Source organism: Enterobacter cloacae complex sp. 418I7 (assembly GCF_050030705.1).
Classification (GTDB): domain Bacteria; phylum Pseudomonadota; class Gammaproteobacteria; order Enterobacterales; family Enterobacteriaceae; genus Enterobacter; species Enterobacter intestinihominis.
In genome coordinates this window covers 1,561,195-1,580,291 of record NZ_JBLGUU010000001.1, presented here as the reverse complement: position 1 = coordinate 1,580,291, position 19,097 = coordinate 1,561,195, and the positions used below count along the sequence as shown (strand labels likewise).

Here is a 19,097-nt window from a genome sequence, read left to right as displayed (position 1 = left end):
TAAGCGTTTACAGCAAGGAGAAAATGAGAATGCGGCGCGTATTCAGAAATGCAGGGGCGGGATACAAAAAAAGCACCCTAAGGTGCTTTCTTTAAACTCAGTTTAACCCTGATGATTAAACTCAGTTACCGTAAATATTGGCGCGATCGCGCAGTTCTTTACCCGGCTTAAAGTGCGGAACATACTTTCCTTCCAGCTCCACTTTATCGCCAGTCTTCGGGTTACGCCCGGTACGTGGTGCACGATAGTGCAGGGAAAAACTACCGAAACCGCGGATTTCAATGCGCTCGCCCTGGGCAAGAGTGGTAGCCATATGCTCCAGCATCTCTTTAACGGCATCTTCCACAGCCTTGGCAGGGATATGCGGTTGCTGACTGGCAAGTCTTTCAATCAATTCTGACTTGGTCATGATTCCTCCGGTTCCTTTCAAACCCATTAGCTGAACAGCTTATTAAACAAGGGCGGCCGTAGCCGCCCTTTGTTATTGATTACAGGACGAATCCTGCAATCTGTCAAGTCTGCTCTCCATCCTTCGCGCTGTAAATGCGTTACAGCTCAAATGATGGTGCGAACCTGAACTTACTCGCCTTTAGCTGCTTTGAAAGCTTCAGCCATTGCGTTGTTAGAGAAGTTTGCATCTTCCTGTTTGTTCACAGTTGCGATTGCATCTTTCTCATCAGCTTCGTCTTTAGCACGAACAGACAGGCTGATTGCACGGTTCTTACGGTCAACACCGGTGAACTTAGCTTCAACGTCGTCACCAACGCTCAGAACCAGAGTTGCATCTTCAACGCGGTCACGTGAAGCTTCGGAAGCGCGCAGGTAACCTTCAACGCCGTCAGCCAGTTCTACGGTTGCGCCTTTAGCGTCAACAGCAGTCACTTTACCGTTTACGATTGCGCCTTTCTTGTTCAGTGCAACCCAGTTGTTGAACGGATCTTCTGCGAGCTGTTTAACGCCCAGGGAGATACGTTCACGCTCTGCGTCAACCTGCAGAACAACTGCTGCGATTTCGTCGCCTTTTTTGTATTCACGAACTGCTTCTTCGCCTGCAACGTTCCAGGAGATGTCAGACAGGTGAACCAGGCCATCGATGCCGCCGTCCAGGCCGATGAAGATACCGAAGTCAGTGATAGACTTGATTTTACCTTCAACACGGTCGCCCTTGTTGTGGGTTTCCGCGAACTGCTGCCATGGGTTGTTTTTGCACTGCTTCAGGCCCAGGGAGATACGACGACGTTCTTCGTCGATATCCAGAACCATCACTTCCACTACATCACCAACGTTAACAACTTTGGATGGGTGGATGTTTTTGTTGGTCCAGTCCATTTCGGAAACGTGCACCAGGCCTTCAACGCCTTCTTCGATTTCAACGAAGCAGCCGTAGTCGGTCAGGTTGGTAACGCGACCAGTCAGTTTAGTACCTTCTGGGTAACGCTTAGCGATAGCTACCCATGGATCTTCGCCCAGCTGTTTCAGGCCGAGGGATACACGAGTACGCTCGCGGTCGAACTTCAGCACTTTAACAGTGATTTCGTCGCCCACGTTCACGATTTCGCTTGGGTGCTTAACGCGTTTCCACGCCATGTCGGTGATGTGCAGCAGGCCATCAACGCCGCCCAGGTCAACGAATGCGCCGTAGTCAGTGAGGTTCTTAACGATACCTTTGACTTCCATGCCTTCCTGCAGGTTTTCCAGCAGCTGATCGCGTTCTGCGCTGTTTTCGGATTCGATAACGGCACGACGGGAAACAACAACGTTGTTACGCTTCTGGTCCAGCTTGATTACTTTGAACTCAAGCTCTTTGCCTTCGAGGTGCAGGGTGTCACGGACTGGACGAACGTCTACCAGAGAACCTGGCAGGAACGCACGAATACCATTCAGCTCAACAGTGAAGCCACCTTTAACTTTGCCGTTGATAACACCGACCACAGTTTCAGCTTCTTCGTAAGCTTTTTCCAGCGTGATCCATGCTTCGTGACGTTTAGCTTTCTCACGAGACAGCAGGGTTTCGCCGAAGCCGTCTTCTACTGCGTCCAGAGCAACGTCAACTTCGTCACCTACCTGGATTTCCAGCTCGCCCTGGGCGTTTTTGAACTGCTCAGCCGGGATGGCGGACTCAGATTTCAGACCGGCGTCAACCAGTACTACGTCTTTGTCGATAGCAACAACAACACCGCGAACGATGGAACCCGGACGGGTTTCGATTTCTTTTAAGGATTCTTCAAACAGTTGAGCAAAAGATTCAGTCATGTTTAATCTTCAGGTTAATATTAACGTCCACCTGGCTCCGTGCCGGATGGGGTTGTTTCACATACCCGCCGTCAATCCATTGCAGCGGGGGTACTGCTAAATCGGTCGCGATTACGCGAGTGCCAGTTTTTGGCGCGCATATTGTAGCGCTTTTTCAATCACTTGCTCAATAGTTAAACTGGTTGAATCCAGCACTAATGCGTCTTGCGCGGGAACAAGTGGTGCGACGGCGCGGTTACGATCGCGGTCATCGCGCTCTTTTATCTCGGATAAAAGGCGATCAAAGTTAACACTAAACCCCTTTTCCTGCAACTGAAGCATGCGGCGTTGAGCACGTTCTTCCGAAGAGGCGTCAAGGAAAATTTTCACTGGCGCATCAGGGAATACCACGGTTCCCATGTCGCGGCCGTCGGCGATCAGCCCCGGCGCTTCGCGGAAACCGCGCTGGCGACGTAACAGCGCTTCACGAACGCGTGGGAAAGCCGCCACCTGAGAGGCCGCATTGGCCACTTCCTGCGTACGGATTTCACCGCTGACATCTTCCCCTTCCAGGATCACTTCAAGGTTGCCATCAGTAGAGACAAAGCGCACATCCAGATGTGCAGCCAGCGGTACCAGCGCTTCTTCAGACGCAACATCTACATGATGATGCAGCGCAGCCAGCGCCAGCACGCGATAGATTGCTCCCGAATCTAAAAGATGCCATTGCAATGCTTCCGCCATCGCTTTGCACAGAGTACCTTTCCCTGCGCCACTTGGCCCATCAATGGTGATTACCGGGGCAATTGCCGTCATCTTTTTCTCCTTAATTAAGGCATACCGTTTACATGAACGCCGCGCATTATACGCGCCAACGTGCGCAACTGTTACCTTTGCGTGCAAATTACGGAATGATTGAAGCAGAGTGTAGAAGAAATGAAAGAGGATGACTGTCAGAAAGCGTAAGGAAATGCCGCATCAGGAGATGCGGCATACGATCGTCAGGCCAGGGTGCTAATGCGCGCCAGCTGTTCGAAGTAGTCCGGGAAGGTTTTCGCCGTGCACTTCGGGTCAAGGATGGTGACTGGCGTATCTGACAGCGCCACCAGCGAGAAACACATCGCCATGCGGTGATCGTTGTAGGTGCCAATTTCTGCAAATTGCAGTTTTGCCGGCGGCGTGACGCGAATGTAGTCTTCGCCCTCTTCTACCACCGCCCCCACTTTACGCAGCTCGGTTGCCATTGCGAACAGGCGGTCAGTCTCTTTTACGCGCCAGTTATAGATGTTACGCAGCGTGGTGGTGCCTTTCGCAAACAGCGCAGCGGTGGCGATGGTCATTGCCGCGTCAGGAATATGGTTCATGTCCATGTCGATGGCGTTCAGCTCACCGTGCGTACAGGAGATGAAGTCATCGCCCCAGGTCACAACCGCGCCCATTTTTTCCAGCACGTCGGCAAAACGAATGTCGCCCTGCACGCTGTTGCGACCAATACCCGTCACTTTTACCGTACCGCCTTTAATCGCACCCGCGGCCAGGAAGTAGGACGCGGATGACGCATCCCCTTCAACCAGGTAGTTGCCCGGAGACTGATACTGTTGGCCTCCGCGAACCACGAAGCGTTGGTATGACTGGTTTTCCACCTCAACACCAAAGGTTTTCATCAGGTGCAGCGTGATATCAATGTACGGCTTAGAGACCAGATCGCCTTTAATGCTAATCACGGTATCATTTGGAGCCAGCGGTGCGGTCATCAGCAGTGCCGTCAGGAACTGGCTGGAGACGCTACCATCAACCTCAACGTTACCGCCAGTGAAACCACCGCGCAGACGCAGTGGCGGGTAATTTTCTTGCTCAAGATAATCAATCTGCGCGCCGCCCTGACGCAGGGCATCGACCAGGTGGCCGATCGGACGCTCTTTCATGCGCGGCTCGCCGGTCAGCACAATATCGTTGCTCCCAAGACACAGCGCAGCGGCCAGAGGACGCATCGCCGTACCGGCGTTACCCAGGAAAAGCTCCAGCGCTTCAGCGGAATGTAATGCGCCGCCGTTACCGGTGACTTCACAACGGGTACGATCGTCTGACAGCGCGTACTGAACGCCCAACGCTTTCAGTGCATTGAGCATATGGCGCACGTCATCGCTGTCCAGCAGGTTGGAAAGGACGGTGGTGCCGTTTGCCAGAGCTGCCAGCAGCAGAGCGCGGTTCGAGACACTTTTTGAACCAGGCAGATTAATGGTGCCATCTACCCGCGCGATAGGTTGTAACGTCAGGGATTCCATGAAACTTAACTCTCAACTCAACATAATAAAAACCCCGCAGGAACGCTGCGGGGGTGAAAAACAGCCAATTAACCGTGACGACGTTCGAAGTCGATCATGAAATCAGTCAGGGCTTTAACGCCTTCCAGCGGCATCGCGTTATAGATAGAGGCACGCATACCGCCTACCACACGGTGACCTTTCAGCGCATGCAGACCCGCCGCGAAGGACTCTTCCAGGAACACGTTATCCAGGTTGTTGTCCGCCAGCTGGAACGGCACGTTCATGCGCGAACGGTTAGTTTTGGCGACATCGTTACGGTAGAAATCGCTCTTGTCGATCACGCCGTACAGCAGTTCAGCTTTTTGCTGATTGATCTTGTCCATCTGCGCCACGCCGCCTTTTTGCTTCAGCCATTTGAAGACCAGGCCGGAGAGATACCAGGCGAACGTTGGTGGAGTGTTGAACATGGAATCGTTGTCGTTCAGGACGGTGTAATCCAGAATTGACGGGCAAGACTTATGGGCTTTCCCCAGCAGGTCTTCACGCACGATAACGATAGTCAGACCCGCAGGACCGATGTTTTTCTGGGCACCCGCGTAGATGACGCCGTAGCGGCTGACGTCCAGCGGCGTGGACAGAATGGTGGAGGAGAAGTCCGCCGTCACAATGACATTTTCGCCAAAGTCTGGCTCTTCGTGAATAGCGATACCGTCGATGGTTTCGTTCGGGCAGTAATGAAGATACGCGGCGTTGTCAGAAAGCTGCCACTCACTCATCGGCTTCACGGCGCGCATACCGTCAACGGTCACTTTGGCATCGATAACGTTCGGCGTGCAATATTTGTGCGCTTCTTTTACCGCACTGGCCGCCCAGTAGCCGGCATCAACGTAATCAGCGGTGGATTTGTCGCCCAGCAGATTGAGCGGAATACCCGCAAACTGACCGCGTCCACCGCCGTGACAGAACAATACTTTGTAGTTCGAGGGAATGTTCAGCAGATCGCGAAAATCCTTTTCTGCCTCTTCCGCCACCTGAATAAACGCTTTACCCCGGTGGCTGACTTCCATCACCGACGTACCCAGACCGTTCCAGTCACACAGCTCCTGTTGAGCCTGTTTGAGCACGTCTGCCGGTAACATTGCCGGACCTGAACTGAAATTAAAGACTTGAGCCATTTCCCCTCACCACGCTAAAAGCCATAAGTTATAACTGTGGATATCGGTTTTATCATTCAGTGACACGCGCCGCAATGTCTAAAACTTATGGCCGAAGAAATGTGCCCCTCGTCAAACAAAACAATCTGCCGTACCGTTGTCGCAAAACCGACAAAATCGCTGTCAGGTAATGCGTTTAGCCCGGCTAACCTTCGTCCATTCTGGATTTGTACAGCGAGGGCATAATTGATGATCGCCCGCCTGCATGACCACCACGTGGCTGCATTTTATGCAGGCATACTGGCCCGCATCAGGGACGGTTTTGTATCGCTCGATAAGCATATCCGGCAGTATGCACAGGCCGGGCTTGACCTCATCGTCAGGATAGTAATAAACGCTGATTTGACCGTTCGTTTCCATAATCGCCAGACGCACCTGCCCCAGTTGTTCAACGCTGCTTATACGTAGCTCCATAAAGAACTCAAACTCCGTCATATTGGCGCTTTGCACATTCTCCCAAGCCAGTTGACCATCTTCGACAATCACCACCGGTTTTCCTTCGAACAGATCTTCCAGTTTTTCACTTTTCGACATCAGCCACATGACCAGCCGGTACAGCAGCGCAAGCGTCACGAAGACGATAAAAACCGGCACCATCGGCACATCGTCATAAAAGGCAACGTCCCCTGCCGCCGAACCCAGCGTCAGGATAATCAGCACTTCAAACAGGGACATCTGCCGCACGCCGCGACGTCCGGTGATTTTCAGAAACAGGAAGACGAGTACAAAGGTGTACAGGCTACGCAACGCCACTTCGCCTAAAAACTCAGGTGGGACTTTATCAAACGCCATCCGCTGGAGATCAAATGCTTTCATTTTTTTATGCCTTAACAGTAGGTTACTGCTTATAAGCATAGCCCAGCCATTTATTTTCGCCGGAGATAGCACCCGTCACGCAAAACCCGTATCATTGCGCGCTTTACGTACGATAAAAGTGAACGCCATGACTCAAACGTTTATCCCCGGCAAAGACGCCGCTCTGGAAGATTCCATCGCTCGCTTCCAGCAGAAACTGACCGACCTGGGCTTTAATATCGAAGAAGCCTCCTGGCTGAATCCGGTGCCTCACGTCTGGTCCGTGCATATTCGCGACAAAGACTGTGCGCTGTGCTTCACCAACGGCAAAGGCGCGACCAAAAAAGCGGCACTGGCCTCTGCGCTGGGTGAGTATTTTGAGCGTCTGTCCACCAACTATTTCTTCGCCGACTTCTGGCTGGGTGAAACGATTGCCAACGGCCCGTTCGTTCACTACCCGAACGAAAAATGGTTCCCGCTACCCGAAGACGACGAACTGCCGGAAGGCATTCTTGATGCCCGCCTGCGCGCGTTCTACGATCCGGAAAACGAACTGACCGCCAGCATGCTGATCGACCTGCAATCCGGCAATGAGGATCGTGGTATCTGCGCCCTGCCGTTCACCCGTCAGTCTGACGAGCAGACCGTTTACATTCCAATGAACATCGTAGGCAATCTGTATGTGTCTAACGGTATGTCTGCCGGTAACACCCGTAACGAAGCGCGTGTACAGGGGTTGTCTGAAGTTTTCGAGCGTCACATCAAAAACCGTATTATTGCTGAATCCATCAGCCTGCCGGAGATCCCGGCTGACGTGCTGGCGCGCTACCCGGGCGTGGTGGAATCCATCGCCAAACTGGAAGCGGAAGGTTTCCCAATCTTTGCTTATGACGGCTCTCTGGGCGGCAAATATCCGGTTATCTGCGTGGTACTGTTTAACCCGGCAAATGGCACCTGCTTCGCCTCTTTCGGCGCGCACCCGGACTTCGGCGTGGCGCTGGAGCGTACCGTGACCGAACTGCTGCAAGGTCGTAGCCTGAAAGATCTCGACGTATTCACCCCGCCAACCTTTGATGATGAAGAAGTCGCCGAGCACACCAACCTCGAAACGCACTTCATCGACTCCAGCGGTTTGATCTCCTGGGATATGTTCAAACAGGACGCAGACTATCCGTTCGTGGACTGGAGCTTTGCCGGTACGACGGAAGAAGAGTTCGCCACCCTGATGGCGATCTTCAACGCGGAAGATCAGGAAGTCTATATTGCCGACTATGAACACCTCGGCGTTTATGCGTGCCGTATTATTGTGCCGGGTATGTCGGACATCTATCCGGCAGAAGATCTGTGGCTGGCGAACAACAGCATGGGCGCGCATCTGCGTGAAACCCTGCTGGCCCTGCCGGGCAGCGAGTGGGATAAAGAAGATTATCTGAACCTGATCGCCCAACTGGACGAAGAAGGACACGATGATTTCACCCGCGTACGCGAACTGCTGGGTCTGGCAACCGGAAAAGATAACGGCTGGTACACGCTGCGCATCGGCGAGCTAAAAGCGATGCTGGCGCTGGCGGGCGGCGATCTGGATCAGGCTTTGGCCTGGACCGAGTGGACGATGGAGTTTAACCAGTCCGTCTTCTCCGCCGAGCGCACTAACTATTACCGTTGCCTGCAAACGCTGCTCCTGCTTTCTCAGGAAGACGACCGCGAGCCATTGCAGTATCTGAACGCCTTCGTCCGCATGTACGGTGCAGATGCCGTTGAAGCTGCCAGCGCTGCGCTGAGCGGTGAAGAACCGTTCTATGGCCTGCAAGCGGTTGACAGCGATCTGAAAGCCTTCCCGGCGCATCAGTCACTGCTGAATGCGTATGAAAAATTGCAGAAGGCTAAAGCCGCTTACTGGTCAAAATAAGCGCATATAACATTAATGGCTGTAGGCGTATTCAATCGCCTGAGCTATATTACGGGGCAATTTCATTGCCCCTTTTTTTTATTTTTCCGCAATGACGTTTAATTGTAATAATTAAGTTAACCACGGGTAAATATAAAAACGCTTACCTGGGCTTTACTGTTACTAATTCTAATAAATACTCCATTTTAATTAACTGTTCCACGGGAGGCTGAAGGAAAAAATTCAACTCTTTTCATAACTTTTAAAATTTATTTTTATACGGATAATCAAATACTTACTCCGCTTTTGCTGTAAAACCATACACACTGCGGGCCTATAAGCCAGGCGAGATATGATCTATATCAATTTCTCTTCTATAATGCTTTGTTAGTATCTCGTCGCCGACTTAATAAAGAGAGAGTTAGTGTGAAAGCTGACAACCCTTTTGATCTATTACTCCCCGCTGCGATGGCGAAAGTTGCCGAAGAAGCGGGTGTCTACAAAGCAACGAAACATCCGATGACGACGTTCTTTCTGGCCATTACGGCTGGGGTGTTCATCTCCATCGCTTTCGTCTTCTATATCACAGCCACCACCGGCACTGCCGGGATGCCTTTCGGCATAGCGAAACTGATTGGTGGTATTTGCTTCTCACTGGGCCTGATCCTCTGCGTCATCTGCGGCGCCGACCTCTTCACCTCAACGGTGCTGATTGTTGTGGCAAAAGCCAGCGGAAGAATTACCTGGGGTCAACTGGGGCGCAACTGGCTCAACGTCTACGTTGGCAACCTGATTGGCTGTCTGCTCTTTGTTCTGTTGATGTGGCTTTCTGGCGAGTACATGACCGCCAACGGCGGCTGGGGGCTTAACGTCCTGCAAACCGCCGACCACAAAATGCACCATACATTTATCGAAGCCGTTGCTCTCGGCATCCTTGCAAACCTGATGGTCTGCCTGGCGGTCTGGATGAGCTACTCTGGTCGTAGCCTGATGGATAAAGCCATGATTATGGTTCTGCCGGTTGCGATGTTTGTTGCCAGCGGCTTTGAGCACAGTATTGCGAATATGTTCATGATCCCGATGGGGATTGTTATCCGCAACTTTGCAAGCCCGGAGTTCTGGACTGCTGTTGGTTCAACCCCGGAAAGTTTTTCACACCTGACTATTATGAATTTCATTACTGATAACCTGATCCCCGTCACTATCGGGAACATTATCGGTGGGGGTCTGTTAGTTGGGTTGACATACTGGGTCATTTACCTGCGTGGCGGCGATCATCATTAATGGTTGTCTCAGGCAGTAAATAAAAAATCCACTTAAGAAGGTAGGTGTTACATGTCCGAGCTTAATGAAAAGTTAGCCACAGCCTGGGAAGGTTTTACGAAAGGTGACTGGCAGAATGAAGTCAACGTCCGTGACTTCATTCAGAAAAACTATACCCCGTATGAAGGTGACGAATCCTTCCTGGCTGGTGCGACTGATGCAACCACCAAGCTGTGGGACAGCGTAATGGAAGGCGTTAAACTGGAAAACCGCACTCACGCGCCAGTTGATTTTGACACCTCCGTTGCTTCTACCATCACTTCTCACGATGCTGGCTACATCAACAAAGCCCTTGAGAAAATCGTTGGTCTCCAGACTGAAGCACCACTGAAACGCGCAATCATCCCGTTCGGTGGCATTAAAATGGTTGAAGGTTCCTGCAAAGCGTATAACCGCGAGCTGGACCCAATGCTGAAAAAAATCTTCACCGAATACCGTAAAACCCATAACCAGGGTGTATTCGATGTTTACACCAAAGACATTCTGAACTGCCGTAAATCTGGCGTTCTGACCGGTCTGCCAGATGCCTATGGCCGTGGCCGTATCATCGGTGACTACCGTCGCGTTGCGCTGTACGGTATCGACTTCCTGATGAAAGACAAATACGCGCAGTTCGTCTCTCTCCAGTCTGACCTGGAAAACGGCGTAAACCTGGAAGCGACTATCCGTCTGCGTGAAGAGATTGCTGAACAGCACCGTGCGCTGGGTCAGATCAAAGAGATGGCGGCTAAATACGGCTGTGATATCTCTGGTCCTGCAACCAACGCTCAGGAAGCTATCCAGTGGACCTACTTCGGCTACCTGGCCGCGGTTAAGTCTCAGAACGGTGCAGCAATGTCCTTCGGCCGCGTATCCACCTTCCTGGATGCGTATATCGAACGCGATATCAAAGCAGGCAAAATCACCGAACAAGACGCTCAGGAAATGATTGACCACCTGGTCATGAAACTGCGTATGGTTCGCTTCCTGCGTACTCCAGAATATGATGAGCTGTTCTCTGGTGACCCAATCTGGGCAACCGAATCTATCGGCGGTATGGGCGTAGATGGCCGTACTCTGGTAACCAAAAACAGCTTCCGCTTCCTGAACACCCTGTACACCATGGGTCCTTCTCCGGAGCCGAACATCACCGTTCTGTGGTCTGAAAAACTGCCACTGAACTTCAAGAAATTCGCCGCTAAAGTGTCCATCGACACCTCTTCTCTGCAATACGAGAACGATGACCTGATGCGTCCGGACTTCAACAACGACGACTACGCTATCGCGTGCTGCGTAAGCCCAATGGTTGTTGGTAAGCAAATGCAGTTCTTCGGTGCGCGTGCAAACCTGGCGAAAACCATGCTGTACGCAATCAACGGCGGCGTTGACGAAAAACTGAAAATGCAGGTTGGTCCTAAGTCTGAACCGATCAAAGGCGACCTTCTGAACTTCGACGAAGTGATGGAGCGCATGGATCACTTCATGGACTGGCTGGCTAAGCAGTATGTCACTGCGCTGAACGTCATCCACTACATGCACGACAAGTACAGCTACGAAGCCTCTCTGATGGCGCTGCACGACCGTGACGTCGTTCGCACCATGGCGTGTGGTATCGCAGGTCTGTCCGTTGCGGCTGACTCCCTGTCTGCAATCAAATATGCGAAAGTTAAACCAATTCGTGACGAAGATGGTCTGGCTATCGACTTCGAAATCGAAGGCGAATATCCGCAGTTTGGTAACAACGACGCTCGCGTTGATGACATGGCGGTTGACCTGGTAGAACGTTTCATGAAGAAAATTCAGAAACTCACTACCTATCGTAACGCTATCCCGACTCAGTCTGTTCTGACCATCACCTCTAACGTTGTGTATGGTAAGAAAACCGGTAACACCCCAGACGGTCGTCGTGCTGGCGCGCCATTCGGCCCAGGTGCTAACCCAATGCACGGTCGTGACCAGAAAGGTGCGGTTGCCTCTCTGACCTCCGTTGCTAAACTGCCGTTTGCATACGCGAAAGATGGTATCTCTTACACCTTCTCTATCGTGCCAAACGCGCTGGGTAAAGACGACGAAGTACGTAAAACTAACCTCGCGGGTCTGATGGATGGTTACTTCCACCACGAAGCGTCCATTGAAGGTGGTCAGCACCTGAACGTGAACGTGATGAACCGTGAAATGCTGCTCGACGCGATGGAACATCCTGAGAAATATCCTCAGCTGACCATCCGCGTATCTGGCTACGCAGTACGTTTTAACTCCCTGACGAAAGAACAGCAGCAGGACGTTATCACCCGTACTTTCACTCAGTCCATGTAAGTGGAATTGACTGAAATCACGCGTTAAAAAGCGTACAATAAAGGCTCCACGCAAGTGGGGCCTTTTTAACACCCTCGCTTCATCAGTCTCTTTTGTCCGCTATCTATACTTAATGGATAACAGCCAAAACAGACTCGACATAGCCTTTGAGCTGTGCATCTACATAGGCCCCCGGATGGGCCAAATTCGGAGATATCACCGCAATGTCAATTATTGGTCGCATTCACTCCTTTGAATCCTGTGGCACCGTCGATGGCCCGGGGATCCGCTTTATCACTTTCTTCCAGGGCTGCCTGATGCGCTGCCTGTACTGCCATAACCGTGACACCTGGGACACCCATGGCGGTAAAGAAGTCACCGTTGAGGATCTGATGAAAGAGGTGGTGACCTATCGCCACTTCATGAACGCGTCCGGTGGTGGCGTGACGGCATCCGGCGGTGAAGCCATTCTTCAGGCTGAATTTGTGCGCGACTGGTTCCGCGCCTGCCATAAAGAAGGTATTCATACCTGCCTCGACACCAACGGCTTTGTGCGCCGTTACGATCCGGTTATTGATGAACTGCTAGAAGTGACCGATCTGGTGATGCTCGATCTCAAGCAGATGAACGATGAGATCCACCAGAATCTGGTTGGCGTCTCAAACCACCGTACGCTGGAATTTGCCAAATACATTGCCAACAAAGGCGTCAAGACCTGGATCCGCTACGTGGTGGTGCCGGGCTGGTCAGATGATGATGATTCTGCACATCGTCTGGGCGAATTTACCCGGGATATGGGTAACGTGGAGAAAATTGAACTCCTGCCCTATCACGAGCTGGGCAAACACAAATGGGTGGCAATGGGTGAAGAGTACAAGCTCGATGGCGTGAAGCCGCCGAAAAAAGAGACGATGGAGCGCGTCAAAGGTATTCTTGAGCAGTATGGCCACAAGGTCATGTATTAACGAAAAGGCCCGGTGAAAACCGGGCCTTTTTATATTCTATTTAAAGACGCCGTTAATCACGGAAGTCACAATCGCGGTACTCAGCGCAATTAAGACCAGGTCGTCACCCACCACGCGCCATTCATAGCCCGGATAAGAAGGAAGCTGACCCAGCATATCGGCTGGCACGGTTTTCTTCGCAATGCCCGGAGGCAGTGGCTTACCGCGCGCCAGGTTTTTCGCAATACCCGGAGGCAGAGAGTCGTAGCCCGTTAAGCCGTAATTCAGTGCCAGATGGCGGGCATGATCGAAGCTCACGCGGACGTCAACATCATGACCCACATCGTTGCTGTTTTTAAAGCTCTTATCCGATTTTCCTGGATTATCCTGGCCGTTATTGTGCTTATTACCATGGTTACCAGCGTTCCCGTTACCATGATTGCCGCTATTACCTTGTCCGCCACCGTTTCCGTGACCACCGCCATTCCCGTTTCCAGGATTAGCCATGGCCGGAGCCGTTGCAAACGTTAAAGCCAACACTACGGCAAGTGCGGTAGTGGAAAAACGACGAGTAGACATGATTGCTGCCTTTTAGTGGTAGAACTCATTTGAATTATCGCCAGGCAGTAAAAACTCACAATAAGTAAAAGTCTTATATGTGACAGGGACAAAAAAGCCTGTCATCGACAGGCTTTTATTTAATCAGGCATGTGCCACTGGCGTTGGGTGCTCGCCCGCTTTGCGCAGCAGCATTAACAGATAAATAAACGATACGCTGGCGATCATGATAAACAGCAGATTATCAGAGTAATTTTGCATGAGCATAGCGGTAAAAGTCGGCCCCAGTAAACTGCCGATGGTGTAACTCAGCAACAATGCCTGGTTCATCGCCACCAGCTGGTGATGCTCAACTTTCTCACAGGCCCAGGCCATCGCGACCGGATAGAGCGTAAAACCCGCAGCCCCCAGAATGAACAGCGCAGGCGCCATCGCGGCGTTGCTGAGCATGGCGAGACAGCCCATGATGACCACGAAAACCTGGACGCGCAGCACCAGCAGACGACCAAAGCGGTCCGCCAGGCGGCCAATCGGCCACTGGCCGACAATCCCCGCGCTGACCATCACCGCCATCCAGAAACCGATCCCGGAATCGCTGACGCCCTGATGGTTGAGATAGAGCGGCATCAGGCCATAGAGCGACCCCAGCACAATCCCGGAAATAATACAGCCGTTAATCCCCAGGCGCGCCTGACGCAGTCTCAGCATCGGCCAAACGTGCGTGGCCTCCTGATGCTCACTGCTCTGGTTCACGATACGGGTAAAGAGCAGCGGCAGAATTGCGGCCAGCACCATCCCTGTTACCCATGGCAGAACGCTCATCAGGTCGGTTGGGAATTTGCTGACCATCAGTTGTCCCAGAACGGTACCGACGTAGTAAACCATCATATAAGCCGCCAGCAGACGCCCGCGATTACGGGACGTGCCGCTGCACATCAGCGCACTTTCAACCACCACCCAGATCATGGCGCAGCCAACGCCCGCAATAAAGCGCCAGACCATCCAGCTCCAGAAGCCGACCATCAGTCCTAAACCGGCGCATCCGACGGCAAAGATCAGTGACGCCAGATAATAACTGCGGTTAAAACCAAAGCGCTTAATAAGGCTGCCCGTTAATAAGGTTCCCAGCAGATTGCCCGTAAAAAAGGACGAGCTAACCATACCCACCTGCCAGGTTGGTAAGTTTTCATGGGCGAGCCATAGCGGGACGAGTGTGTTCAACACCGCGATCGCCAGGGTCAGCAAAAGCAGGCCACAGAGCAACAAAAGCACCGGGCGGGTATAGGTGGTCATGGATTAAAAACCGTGAGGAAGTTCAGATTTCGTGCGCATCATGCCACTGGCAAAAACAAAGTCAATCCACCGATTCAGGCGTCACGCACGATATGCGCCTTGTCGATTTAAAAAACTCATCCTGCTAATGCAAAGCCTGCTACCAATATTAATTATCTATTTGTTTTTATTTATTTCCGGGAATTTTAACAGCGAAACATCAGTCGAAAAATTTCATGAATGAAAAAAGAAAAGCCGGGCACTATGTCCCGGCTTTTTATAACAAAATCTAAAATTAGCTGGCGACAGCCATACCGACCGTCATATGCAGACCGTAAAATACGCCGCGACCAATTAACTCCCCTGCCAGCACCAGCACAAAGGCCAGTGACAGCAACGGTAGCGCAGGCGCGTAACCTTTAAGCTGAGGGGCAATCCAGCACACCAGCGCCGCCGTCAGCAGCACCACACGCCAGGCCATCAGAGAACCGTAATCCGGTACCAGCGCCGAAGCCTGTTGGATAGAGCTGTGAATCGTCGCCAGCTCCGCTCCCTGCATAAGCGCTACAACGGTACTGATGACCAGTGCCAGCAGCGAGACCGCGGGCAGCAGGCGCATCGCCCAACCATTAATGCCAGCTACACGCAGAAGCAGATAGCCCAGCAGCGGCCCGCCAATAAACATGGTCAGGAAGAAGCTCATCGGCGTCCAGACGCTGTACCAGGTCGGAACGGTATCGATGGTGTTGTACACCCGGACCATCATCCAGACGAAGACAACGCCCAGTACCATGGTGACGATGAGCCACAACGCACGTAACCCTGACGGCAGCTTTTTCAGCGCTGCCAGTAACCACCCCAGCCCGCCAACTGCAAAGAAGATTGCGCCGCTGGCAATCTCGTTACTCAGCGAAGAGGCACCTACACGGTTCAGGGAGTTAAACGCGCGCATCGGTGAGCCCAGGTGCAGCGTAGAGGCGATAAACCCAATCCCCATCAACACCCACAGGCCAAACATGCTCAACACTAAACGCTGCTGCTGTTCAGCATTGAGGTTCCCTTTTAACAGCGCCAGCGCAAGGACGATAAACCCGCCTGCAACACACTGCCCAAAGACCGTGAAGATCATAAGCGGCCATTCATGCCATCCACTTCCCATCTCACACCTCCTTCGGGTTTGCCAGGTAGCCGGTGGTGTCACCCGTCGGACGGCTGTTGGCGTTAGGTTTAATCACAATACTCGGCTTCGTGAAGTGCGCAGACGGCAGCGGCGCGACCGCAGCAAGCTGACCGTGTTTTTTACGCAGCTCTTCAATCGGGCCAAAGTCCAGCGCGCGCAGCGGGCAGGACTCGACGCAGATGGGCTTTTTGCCGTCCGCCACGCGGCTGTGGCAGCCGTCGCACTTGGTCATGTGGCCTTTAGCCGCGTTATACTGCGGCGCACCGTACGGGCAGGCCATGTGGCAGTAGCGACAGCCAATGCAGACATCCTCGTCCACCACCACAAAACCGTCGTCGCGCTTGTGCATTGCCCCGCTCGGGCAGACCTTAGTGCAGGCCGGATCTTCGCAGTGGTTGCAGGCAATCGACAGGTAATAGGCGAAGACGTTCTGATGCCAGACGCCGTTATCCTCCTGCCAGTCGCCGCCCGCGTATTCATAAATACGACGGAAGCTGACGTCCGGGGTCAGGTCTTTATAATCCTTGCAGGCCAGCTCGCAGGTTTTACACCCGGTGCAGCGGCTGGAATCAATAAAAAATCCATACTGGGTTGTCATCGGTTACTCCTTACGCCTTTTCAACCTGAACGAGGTTTGTGTGGGATGGGTTGCCCTTCGCCAGCGGCGATGGACGCTGCGTAGTGAGAACGTTGATGCAGCCCGCCTGATCGATACGGTTCGCATCCGGGTTATACCAGGCCCCTTCCCCCAGCGCGACAACGCCAGGCATCATGCGCGGAGTCACTTTAGCTTCGATATGCACTTCGCCACGTCCGTTGAAGATACGTACGCGATCGCCATTACTGATGCCGCGCGCTTTCGCATCCATCGGGTTGATCCACATCTCCTGTCGGCAGGCCGCTTTCAGAACGTCAACGTTGCCGTAGGTGGAGTGAACACGCGCTTTGTAGTGGAAACCGGTTAACTGAAGTGGGAATTTCTCCGTCAGCGGATCGTTGTAGTTTTCGAAGCCAGGCGTATAGATCGGCAGCGGATCGATAACGTCCCCTTCCGGCAATTCCCACGTGGCGGCAATTTTTGCCAGCTCTTCGGAGTAGATCTCGATTTTGCCCGACGGCGTGGTCAGCGGATTGGCCTGCGGATCGTCGCGGAAGGCTTTATACGCCACGTGATGCCCTTCCGGATCGCGCTGCTTGTACATGCCCTGCTTGCGGAAGGTATCGAAGTCCGGCAGGTCTGGAATGGCTTTGCGTGAGAGCTCGTGCAGATGGCGCATCCACTCTTCCTGAGTACGCCCCTCTGTGAACTGCTGCTCAACGCCAAGACGTTTCGCCAGCTCGGACGTCATCTCATAGATAGTTTTGCACTCGAAGCGCGGTTTGATGGCCTGGTCTGTGAAGATCACATAGGACATGTTGCCGCAGGAGGCGTCCAGCGCGAAATCCATCTGCTCAGAGGCGGTGCAGTCTGGGAGCAGAATATCGGCATACTTCGCCGATGAGGTCATGTGGCAGTCGATCACCACAATCATTTCGCACTTCTTGTCGTCCTGCAAAATTTCGTGGGTGCGGTTGATCTCTGAGTGCTGGTTGATCAGGCAGTTACCGGCATAGTTCCAGATCATTTTGATTGGCACATCCAGCTTATCTTTACCCCGAACGCCGTCGCGTAGCGCGGTCATTTCCGGGCCGCGCTCGATCGCGTCCGTCCACATAAACATGGAGATGCTGGTCTGAACCGGGTTATCCAGCGTTGGCATACGTTCAAACGGTACTTCATACGAGCCTTCACGCGCCCCGCTATTACCGCCGTGAATGCCGACGTTGCCAGTCAGAATCGAGAGCATAGAAATAGCGCGGGTGGCAATTTCGCCGTTCGCGTGACGCTGCGGTCCCCAGCCCTGGCTGATATAAGCCGGTTTTGCTGAACCAATTTCACGGGCCAGCTGAACAATACGTTCGACTGGAATGCCGGTGATGGTGGATGCCCACTCAGGGGTTTTCGCTACCCCGTCGCTGCCCTGACCAAGAATATACGCTTTGTAATGCCCGTTAGCCGGTGCGCTGGCTGGCAGCGTCTTCTCGTCATAGCCGACGCAGTATTTATCAAGGAACGGCTGATCGACGAGGTTTTCAGTGATCATCACATACGCCAGCGCATTGACCAGCGCCGCATCGGTACCAGGGCGGATAGGGATCCACTCGTCTTCTCGCCCCGCGCCGGTATCGGTGTAGCGCGGATCGACGATGATCATACGTGCGTTGGATTTGGCGCGCGCCTGCTCAAGATAATAGGTTACCCCACCGCCGCTCATACGCGTTTCGCCCGGGTTGTTGCCGAACAATACCACCAGCTTGCTGTTTTCTATATCCGACGGGCTGTTACCGTCTGCCCAGCCGCCATAGGTGTAGTTCAGGCCCGCGGCAATCTGTGCGGAAGAGTAGTCGCCATAATGGTTGAGATAGCCGCCGCAGCAGTTCATCAGGCGCGCTACCAGCGTTTTACCCGGCGGCCAGGAGCGGGTCATGGTGCCGCCCAGCGTCCCGGTGCCATAGTTCAGGTAGATGGATTCGTTGCCGTACTCTTTGATCAGGCGCTGCATGTTGGTCGCGATAATATCGTAGGCCTCGTCCCAGCTAATGCGCTCGAACTTCCCTTCTCCACGCTTACCGACACGCTTCATCGGATATTTCAGACGATCCGGGTTATAAACGCGACGGCGCATTGAGCGGCCACGCAGACAGGCACGAACCTGGTGTAACCCTTCGTAGTTATCATCGCCGGTATTGTCGGTTTCAACGTATTTGATTTCACCGTCCACAACATGCATACGCAGGGGACAACGGCTACCACAGTTAACGGTACAGGCACTCCACACCACTTTTTCCGGGGCTGAAGCGGGAGACAGAGCCTCCGCCGCCGACGCCAGACGGGTAAAAGGAAGCGTAAAGGCGCTGCTGGCAACCGCCAGACCACCTATTGCCGTGGTTTTCATCAACCCACGGCGAGTGACCTCGGCAGCCATTAACGCTTCAGGCGCTTTGATTTTCATAAAGACTCACTTTGGTTGCTCACAAAGAAAAGAGAGGCGGCGCATACCGCTATGTAGTTTTATATATAACGAATTCCTTCGTTACAGGTGTTTTATG

The 19,097-nt window shown here is 52.9% G+C and carries 15 protein-coding genes; 4 read left to right on the top strand and 11 right to left on the bottom strand.

The window, feature by feature from the left end:
- Positions 1 to 121: 121 nt before the first annotated feature.
- The 6 genes from ihfB to ACQG0S_RS07460 form a co-directional block, all read right to left on the bottom strand.
- Positions 122 to 409: an integration host factor subunit beta gene (ihfB, locus tag ACQG0S_RS07485; protein ID WP_003858233.1), complete on the bottom strand. Its 288-nt coding sequence runs from the start codon at positions 407 to 409 to the stop codon at positions 122 to 124.
- A gap of 170 nt (positions 410 to 579) precedes the next feature.
- On the bottom strand, positions 580 to 2,253 hold the full coding sequence (rpsA, locus tag ACQG0S_RS07480; RefSeq protein WP_003858235.1) for a 30S ribosomal protein S1: 1,674 nt from the start codon (positions 2,251 to 2,253) through the stop codon (positions 580 to 582).
- Positions 2,254 to 2,364: 111 nt separating this feature from the next.
- Positions 2,365 to 3,048: a (d)CMP kinase gene (cmk, locus tag ACQG0S_RS07475; RefSeq protein ID WP_015570968.1), complete on the bottom strand. Its 684-nt coding sequence runs from the start codon at positions 3,046 to 3,048 to the stop codon at positions 2,365 to 2,367.
- 185 nt (positions 3,049 to 3,233) lie between these two features.
- A complete protein-coding gene (gene aroA / locus ACQG0S_RS07470) occupies positions 3,234 to 4,517 on the bottom strand; it encodes a 3-phosphoshikimate 1-carboxyvinyltransferase (RefSeq protein ID WP_038415776.1) in 1,284 nt (427 codons plus the stop codon).
- A gap of 68 nt (positions 4,518 to 4,585) precedes the next feature.
- A complete protein-coding gene (serC, locus tag ACQG0S_RS07465) occupies positions 4,586 to 5,674 on the bottom strand; it encodes a 3-phosphoserine/phosphohydroxythreonine transaminase (RefSeq protein WP_022647627.1) in 1,089 nt (362 codons plus the stop codon).
- Positions 5,675 to 5,836: 162 nt separating this feature from the next.
- A complete protein-coding gene (locus tag ACQG0S_RS07460) occupies positions 5,837 to 6,529 on the bottom strand; it encodes a DUF421 domain-containing protein (RefSeq protein ID WP_023299721.1) in 693 nt (230 codons plus the stop codon).
- A gap of 127 nt (positions 6,530 to 6,656) precedes the next feature.
- On the opposite strand from ACQG0S_RS07460, the gene ycaO reads away from it, so the two are divergent.
- The 4 genes from ycaO (at position 6,657) to pflA (ending at position 12,958) form a co-directional block, all read left to right on the top strand.
- Positions 6,657 to 8,417: a 30S ribosomal protein S12 methylthiotransferase accessory factor YcaO gene (ycaO, locus tag ACQG0S_RS07455; RefSeq protein WP_022647625.1), complete on the top strand. Its 1,761-nt coding sequence runs from the start codon at positions 6,657 to 6,659 to the stop codon at positions 8,415 to 8,417.
- A gap of 405 nt (positions 8,418 to 8,822) precedes the next feature.
- Entirely contained in the window at positions 8,823 to 9,680 is an 858-nt protein-coding gene (gene focA, locus ACQG0S_RS07450) for a formate transporter FocA (protein WP_017384832.1), read from the top strand.
- A gap of 51 nt (positions 9,681 to 9,731) precedes the next feature.
- Entirely contained in the window at positions 9,732 to 12,014 is a 2,283-nt protein-coding gene (pflB, locus tag ACQG0S_RS07445; RefSeq protein ID WP_022647624.1) for a formate C-acetyltransferase, read from the top strand.
- 203 nt (positions 12,015 to 12,217) lie between these two features.
- Positions 12,218 to 12,958: a pyruvate formate lyase 1-activating protein gene (gene pflA, locus ACQG0S_RS07440; protein ID WP_003858250.1), complete on the top strand. Its 741-nt coding sequence runs from the start codon at positions 12,218 to 12,220 to the stop codon at positions 12,956 to 12,958.
- A 36-nt stretch (positions 12,959 to 12,994) separates the two neighbouring features.
- Here the strand turns inward: pflA and ACQG0S_RS07435 are convergent, their stop codons facing one another.
- The 5 genes from ACQG0S_RS07435 to dmsA form a co-directional block, all read right to left on the bottom strand.
- Complete coding sequence (locus tag ACQG0S_RS07435) at positions 12,995 to 13,516, bottom strand: anti-virulence regulator CigR family protein (RefSeq protein ID WP_032624534.1); 522 nt, start codon at positions 13,514 to 13,516, stop codon at positions 12,995 to 12,997.
- A gap of 123 nt (positions 13,517 to 13,639) precedes the next feature.
- The gene (locus ACQG0S_RS07430; protein ID WP_022647622.1) at positions 13,640 to 14,788 is read right to left on the bottom strand and encodes an MFS transporter; all 1,149 of its coding nucleotides are present in this window, start codon (positions 14,786 to 14,788) and stop codon (positions 13,640 to 13,642) included.
- 274 nt (positions 14,789 to 15,062) lie between these two features.
- Positions 15,063 to 15,926, bottom strand: coding sequence for a dimethyl sulfoxide reductase anchor subunit family protein (locus ACQG0S_RS07425; RefSeq protein WP_023299719.1), 864 nt, complete (start codon positions 15,924 to 15,926; stop codon positions 15,063 to 15,065).
- Position 15,927: 1 nt separating this feature from the next.
- Positions 15,928 to 16,545: a DMSO/selenate family reductase complex B subunit gene (locus tag ACQG0S_RS07420; protein ID WP_017384545.1), complete on the bottom strand. Its 618-nt coding sequence runs from the start codon at positions 16,543 to 16,545 to the stop codon at positions 15,928 to 15,930.
- Positions 16,546 to 16,555: 10 nt separating this feature from the next.
- Complete coding sequence (gene dmsA / locus ACQG0S_RS07415) at positions 16,556 to 19,000, bottom strand: dimethylsulfoxide reductase subunit A (protein WP_023299718.1); 2,445 nt, start codon at positions 18,998 to 19,000, stop codon at positions 16,556 to 16,558.
- Positions 19,001 to 19,097 lie beyond the last annotated feature (97 nt).

Excerpts from the sequence above, each read along its gene's own strand:
- ihfB (WP_003858233.1), bottom strand. The coding sequence starts at position 409 with ATGACCAAGTCAGAATTGATTGAAAGACTTGCCAGTCAGCAACCGCAT.
- rpsA (WP_003858235.1), bottom strand. The coding sequence starts at position 2,253 with ATGACTGAATCTTTTGCTCAACTGTTTGAAGAATCCTTAAAAGAAATC.
- cmk (WP_015570968.1), bottom strand. The coding sequence starts at position 3,048 with ATGACGGCAATTGCCCCGGTAATCACCATTGATGGGCCAAGTGGCGCA.
- aroA (WP_038415776.1), bottom strand. The coding sequence starts at position 4,517 with ATGGAATCCCTGACGTTACAACCTATCGCGCGGGTAGATGGCACCATT.
- serC (WP_022647627.1), bottom strand. The coding sequence starts at position 5,674 with ATGGCTCAAGTCTTTAATTTCAGTTCAGGTCCGGCAATGTTACCGGCA.
- ACQG0S_RS07460 (WP_023299721.1), bottom strand. The coding sequence starts at position 6,529 with ATGAAAGCATTTGATCTCCAGCGGATGGCGTTTGATAAAGTCCCACCT.
- ycaO (WP_022647625.1), top strand. The coding sequence starts at position 6,657 with ATGACTCAAACGTTTATCCCCGGCAAAGACGCCGCTCTGGAAGATTCC.
- pflB (WP_022647624.1), top strand. The coding sequence starts at position 9,732 with ATGTCCGAGCTTAATGAAAAGTTAGCCACAGCCTGGGAAGGTTTTACG.
- pflA (WP_003858250.1), top strand. The coding sequence starts at position 12,218 with ATGTCAATTATTGGTCGCATTCACTCCTTTGAATCCTGTGGCACCGTC.
- ACQG0S_RS07435 (WP_032624534.1), bottom strand. The coding sequence starts at position 13,516 with ATGTCTACTCGTCGTTTTTCCACTACCGCACTTGCCGTAGTGTTGGCT.
- ACQG0S_RS07430 (WP_022647622.1), bottom strand. The coding sequence starts at position 14,788 with ATGACCACCTATACCCGCCCGGTGCTTTTGTTGCTCTGTGGCCTGCTT.
- ACQG0S_RS07425 (WP_023299719.1), bottom strand. The coding sequence starts at position 15,926 with ATGGGAAGTGGATGGCATGAATGGCCGCTTATGATCTTCACGGTCTTT.
- ACQG0S_RS07420 (WP_017384545.1), bottom strand. The coding sequence starts at position 16,545 with ATGACAACCCAGTATGGATTTTTTATTGATTCCAGCCGCTGCACCGGG.
- dmsA (WP_023299718.1), bottom strand. The coding sequence starts at position 19,000 with ATGAAAATCAAAGCGCCTGAAGCGTTAATGGCTGCCGAGGTCACTCGC.